We start from the raw sequence: 5,136 nt of genomic DNA on the forward strand, positions 1-5,136 counted from the left end.
CAATTAGAAGAGCAGATCCCACTTATAGAAGAAGCTTTGAATATTCCTGATTTTCATCAGATGGAACGACTGACGCATAGCATTAAGGGTTCAGCAACAAACATAGGTACGGGAGGTGTTTCCGACCTTTTAGTTGCTTGTAATACCTATCTCAAAGAGGGTACAGATATCGATATAGCTAAAGCCTATTTTAAGCACCTAGTACACTATACTAATGAACTAAAAACTCAATACACTTAAGCCCTTAACTTTTTAGCAAACTCTACAGCTTCCTCTGTAGGGTTTTCACCTGCGATGATCCTCGCTATTTCAGACACACGTGTCATATCATTTAAAACTTCTACTCGACTATTATGCCCTACTTTTGTCACAACTATATGCTGATGTGCTTTCGCTGAGAGATGAGGCTGATGAGAAATAGCAAAAACTTGATATACAGATGAGAGCTTATAAATCATCTCAGCTATAGCTATAGACTCATCTCCACTCACATTGGCATCTATTTCATCTAAAATAAGGACACCTTGTTTACTCTTATTTGTAGGCATAGTTGTTGCCATGAGCGCCAAACGTACACGGTTAAACTCTCCTCCACTGAGCGTAGCAGTCTTCGAACTACCGAGCATTACCTCTACACTGTCAGTACCGCTTTGCTCTAAAGTGACCGAAGAGAATTCAAAAGAAATTGCAGGTAGTTTCAATGTTGTGAGATACTCTACTAATGTTTTTTCAAGATTCTTAGCTTCTTTCTGGCGTGACTGAGAAAGTTTTGATGCAATAATATTTAACTCTGAGAACTCCAAAGCTAAAAAAGACTCTAGCATACTTTTGTCTTTTTCTATATTCTGATATCCGGAAAGTTCTTTCTCTTTAGCTTCTTTATATACTAAAGCCTCTTCTATGCTTCCATAACGATTTTTTAGTGTCGTAAGATCACCAAGACGATCCAATACCTCTTCTACATTTACTTCTTCGAGTTCGTCTGCAAGATTTTCTGTCTCTTCAAAATCAGCGCGAAGCTGATTCATCGCATCAGTAAACATTGACCCGTCTTTATCTAACAGTCTATAGACCTCTTCAACATTTGCTTCAAGTGTAAAGATGTCTATAGCATGTGTAAGTGCATCTTTGATCTTGTCTATACGAGAGAGCTGTTGTTTAACCTTGAGCAACTCTTCTTCTTCACCGACTTGTGGATTGATAGAAACTATCTTTTCCACCTCGTAGGTCGCATATTCTATAAGTTCAGCAAGTTTGGCTTCATCCTCTTTGATCTTAGTAAGCTGTGAAACCTTCTCTTTATAGTTTTGATAACGTTTTTTATACTCTTTTATCAAGGCTTTAAACATTTTATCTTTTACTCTTAATTGAGTATCGATCATTTCTAAAAGTGTATCAGATTCAAATCCACCCCTGTCACGTACTGAGAGATATTTTACATAAGGTGCAAACATTTCAGCTAAAATCTTTTTAGAGATATTTTGCCCATCGATGAAGTAACGAAGTTTCTCTTTTTTAAGTGTTTTTACCGTTAGATCATTTTCAAGTTCGTAAGCTTCACTTTGTAACCCGGAAGGCTTGATCAAATTCACTTCACACAGAGCAGCAGCACCTTGTGTAACGTATCCAAAACTTGAGAGTATCGCAGACATAAGTACAGATTTCCCTGCTCCACTGGGACCGGTCAAAACAACCAAACCATTCTCGAACTCTAACTCTACTTCATTAAAGGTAACAAGATCGCGCAGGTATAAACGTTCTATCAATGCTCATCACCCCAAGAAAGTTTTTCACGTAGGACAGAAAAATAATTTCGCTCTTTTCTATGCAACAGTTTTGCACCGCGTTTTGCACCCATGATCACCAGTGTATCTTCTGAACCCATCTCATAATCATCTTGCCCGTCTATGACAGCAATGATACGTTCTTCAGGGGAAGAAAGCTCAATCGTAAAATCAGCAGGTACCACTAGCGGACGTTGCGTTAAAGAGTGTGCCATGATAGGTGTCATGATTAGTGCTTGAGTAAGAGGGTACATTACGGGACCTCCGGATGCAAGATTATATGCTGTTGAGCCTGTTGGAGTAGCAATAATAAGTCCATCTCCTTTATAGGTATTGAATCTCACTCCATCAATAGACGCATAAATAGTTGCCATTTTAGACACTGCCGGACGCGTCATCACCACATCATTAAAAGCAAAAAATGGCTCTTTTTTACCATTTTTTCTTTGTATATACCCCTCTATCATCATACGTTCATCTATGCGATACTCTTCAGAGATGAGTTGTTCCAAGAATAGTTCTACATCATCTATGGTGACATCAGCCAAAAAACCTAAATTACCTGCATTAATACCTACGACAGGTTTATTAGAACCATGGGAACGACGTACCAATGAAAGTAAAGTACCATCACCGCCCAAAGAGACTAAAAAATCTGACTCTTCACACATTTGTTTAAACTCAATGCCTTCTAAGCCTATCATTTCTGCTGAACGCTCTGCGAGGATCACTGAGATCCCTTTAGCTTCAAACTGTGTTTTTATTCGCTCATAAAGCGTTTTGATATCCGGATCATTAGGTTTCAATATAAAACCTGCAGTTTTGATCTGTGCTAATTTTTGATTACCCATCATTTTCCTACCGTATTAAAAAACTCTTATTGCTAGAGTAGCATAAATGTACTTTTACTATTTGAAAATGTGTCATATTGTTATATTTTTAGGACTGAATTGAACCCTAAACTACTTTTTGATATAATCGCGTCTATATTTAACTATGAGGATAGTCGATGAGAACACATTATTGTGCTGAGATTAACGAAAAACATATTGGTGAAGAAGTCACCGTTGCTGGTTGGGTTTCTAGCCGTAGAGACCATGGTGGACTTATATTCATCGACCTTAGAGACAAAGATGAAGTCGTACAGCTTGTTTGTGATCCTGCAGACAACGCAGATGCACATAAAATCGCTGAAGAGGTAAGAGATCAGTTCGTATTGATCGCTACAGGTAAGGTACGTGCCAGAGGTGAAGGGCTTGAAAACCCAAAACTCAAAACTGGAAAGATAGAGATCGTTGTGGATGATCTCAAGATTGAGAACCGTTCTAAACCGATGCCTTTTGATCTCAATGATGAAAAAGTAAATGAAGAGATCAAACTTAAGCACCGTTATTTGGAGCTTAGAACGCAAAAGTCTTACGACATTTTCAAGCTTCGTTCAAAAGCGACTATCGCTGCACGAAATGCACTTGATGAATTAGACTTTCTTGAAGTTGAAACACCTATTATTACTAAATCTACGCCCGAAGGTGCAAGAGACTACCTTGTTCCGTCACGTGTACATGGTGGTGAATTCTATGCACTTCCACAATCACCACAGCTATTCAAACAGCTTCTTATGGTTGGTGGTTTTGACCGTTATTTCCAGATCGCAAAATGTTTCAGAGATGAAGACTTAAGAGCAGACAGACAGCCGGAATTTACGCAAATAGATGTTGAAATGTCTTTTTGTGATCAGGAAGATGTCATAGCAGTCGCTGAAAAACTTATCAACAATGTCTTTTCTGCTTGTGGTTTTGATATACCTTCTACATTTAAACGTATGCCTTACTCCGAAGCGATGGAAAAATATGGTTCTGACAAACCAGATATGCGTTACGATCTAGCCATGGTGGATGTGATAGATATCTTTGAAAGATGTGACAATGAGATATTCTCAAAAATAGCAAAGACACCTAAGAAAAACCGTATTAAAGCACTTAGAGTACCAAAAGGTGACGAGATCTTCTCAAAACGTCAAATGAAAGGTTTTGAAGAGTATGTACGTAAATTCGGTGCATCTGGTCTAGGTTACTTTCAGATGAAAGAAGATGGACTGAAAGGACCTCTTGCAAAATTCTTTACAGAAGATGACCTACAAGCCATCATCGAAAGATGTGGACTTGAATTAGGTGATGCTGTATTCTTCGGTGCTGGTGAGAAAAAACTCGTATGGGATTATATGGGTCGTTTCCGTATCTATCTTGCTGAGATCATGGAGATCATTCCTCAAAATACTTTTGAATTTTTATGGGTCATGGACTTTCCAATGTTTGAAGTAGAAGACGGTAGAGTTAAAGCACTTCACCATCCATTTACACAGCCAAAGTCATTGGACTATGAAGATATTGAAGAGATAGAATCTATCGCTTATGACATCGTACTTAACGGTACAGAGCTTGGTGGTGGGTCAATCCGTATCCATAAAGAAGAGATGCAAGCAGAGATCTTTAAGCTTCTTGGTATCGACGAAGAAGAAGCACAAGAGAAATTTGGTTTCTTACTAGATGCACTTAAGTTCGGTGCACCGCCACATGGTGGTTTTGCCCTAGGTCTAGACAGGCTTATCATGCTTATGACAGGTTCATCAAGCATCCGTGAGGTGATCGCATTCCCTAAAACACAAAAAGCGCAGTGTCTTCTTACTCAAGCACCAAGCCCGGTAGATGCAGAACAACTTAAAGATCTGAGCCTTAGAATCAGACAAACACCAACAGTATAAAGGACATACAATGAAAAAATTATTTCTTATCATCGGGGCACCAGGCTCTGGAAAAACTACAGATGCAAGTATCATCGCTGAGAAAAACAGTGACGCTATCGTACACTACTCAACAGGTGATATGCTTAGAGAAGAAGTTGCAAGCGATAGTGAGCTGGGTCAAACGATAGAAAGCTATATCTCTAAAGGTGCACTTGTACCTCTCAATATCATTGTAGACACTATCGTATCTGCTATCAAAAATGCACCTGTAGCCAATGTACTGATAGATGGTTACCCAAGAAGCACAGAGCAAATGACTGCCTTTGACGAACTTGTATCTCAAGAAGATGACATTGAACTTGCATCGGTTATCGAAGTAAGGGTGAGTGAGCAAGTTGCCAGAGAAAGAATTTTAGGTCGTCGTGCAGAAGCAGCTCCTGGTGAAGAAAGAAGTGATGACAGTGAAGAAGTATTTAATGATAGAATGAAAATTTATACTGACCCATTGGCAGATATTCAAGCATTTTACACAGAGAAAAACCTTTTAAAGGTGATCGATGGTGCAAGAACACTTGACGAAGTAGTTGCAGATATGGAAGCTTTTGTAAA

The 5,136-nt window shown here is 38.9% G+C and carries 5 protein-coding genes; 3 read left to right on the forward strand and 2 right to left on the reverse strand.

Features of this window, described 5'->3' with window-relative positions; all coding sequences use genetic code 11:
• On the forward strand, positions 1–240 hold a 240-nt coding region (locus WBM70_RS02195), incomplete at its 5' end, for an Hpt domain-containing protein (RefSeq protein ID WP_424556880.1).
• Here WBM70_RS02195 and WBM70_RS02200 read toward each other — a convergent pair.
• The gene (locus tag WBM70_RS02200) at positions 237–1,766 is read right to left on the reverse strand and encodes a DNA recombination protein RecN (RefSeq protein ID WP_424556881.1); all 1,530 of its coding nucleotides are present in this window, start codon (positions 1,764–1,766) and stop codon (positions 237–239) included. The genes WBM70_RS02195 and WBM70_RS02200 overlap by 4 nt on opposite strands.
• Complete coding sequence (locus WBM70_RS02205) at positions 1,763–2,635, reverse strand: NAD(+)/NADH kinase (protein WP_424556882.1); 873 nt, start codon at positions 2,633–2,635, stop codon at positions 1,763–1,765. Before WBM70_RS02205 ends, WBM70_RS02200 begins: the two co-directional genes overlap by 4 nt.
• Positions 2,636–2,793: 158 nt before the next feature.
• Between WBM70_RS02205 and aspS the strand changes: the two genes are divergently transcribed.
• Together aspS and WBM70_RS02215 are read left to right on the forward strand one after the other, a co-directional pair.
• Entirely contained in the window at positions 2,794–4,545 is a 1,752-nt protein-coding gene (gene aspS, locus WBM70_RS02210) for an aspartate--tRNA ligase (protein WP_424556883.1), read from the forward strand.
• A 10-nt stretch (positions 4,546–4,555) separates the two neighbouring features.
• Positions 4,556–5,136, forward strand: a 581-nt coding sequence (locus WBM70_RS02215; protein ID WP_424556884.1) for an adenylate kinase, incomplete at its 3' end; no start/stop codon positions are given.

Source organism: Sulfurovum sp., from assembly GCF_049668085.1.
Lineage (GTDB): Bacteria > Campylobacterota > Campylobacteria > Campylobacterales > Sulfurovaceae > Sulfurovum.

Bases quoted from the DNA above. Each gene is read 5' to 3' on its own strand.
- aspS (WP_424556883.1), top strand. From the start codon at position 2,794: ATGAGAACACATTATTGTGCTGAGATTAACGAAAAACATATTGGTGAA.
- WBM70_RS02205 (WP_424556882.1), bottom strand. From the start codon at position 2,635: ATGGGTAATCAAAAATTAGCACAGATCAAAACTGCAGGTTTTATATTG.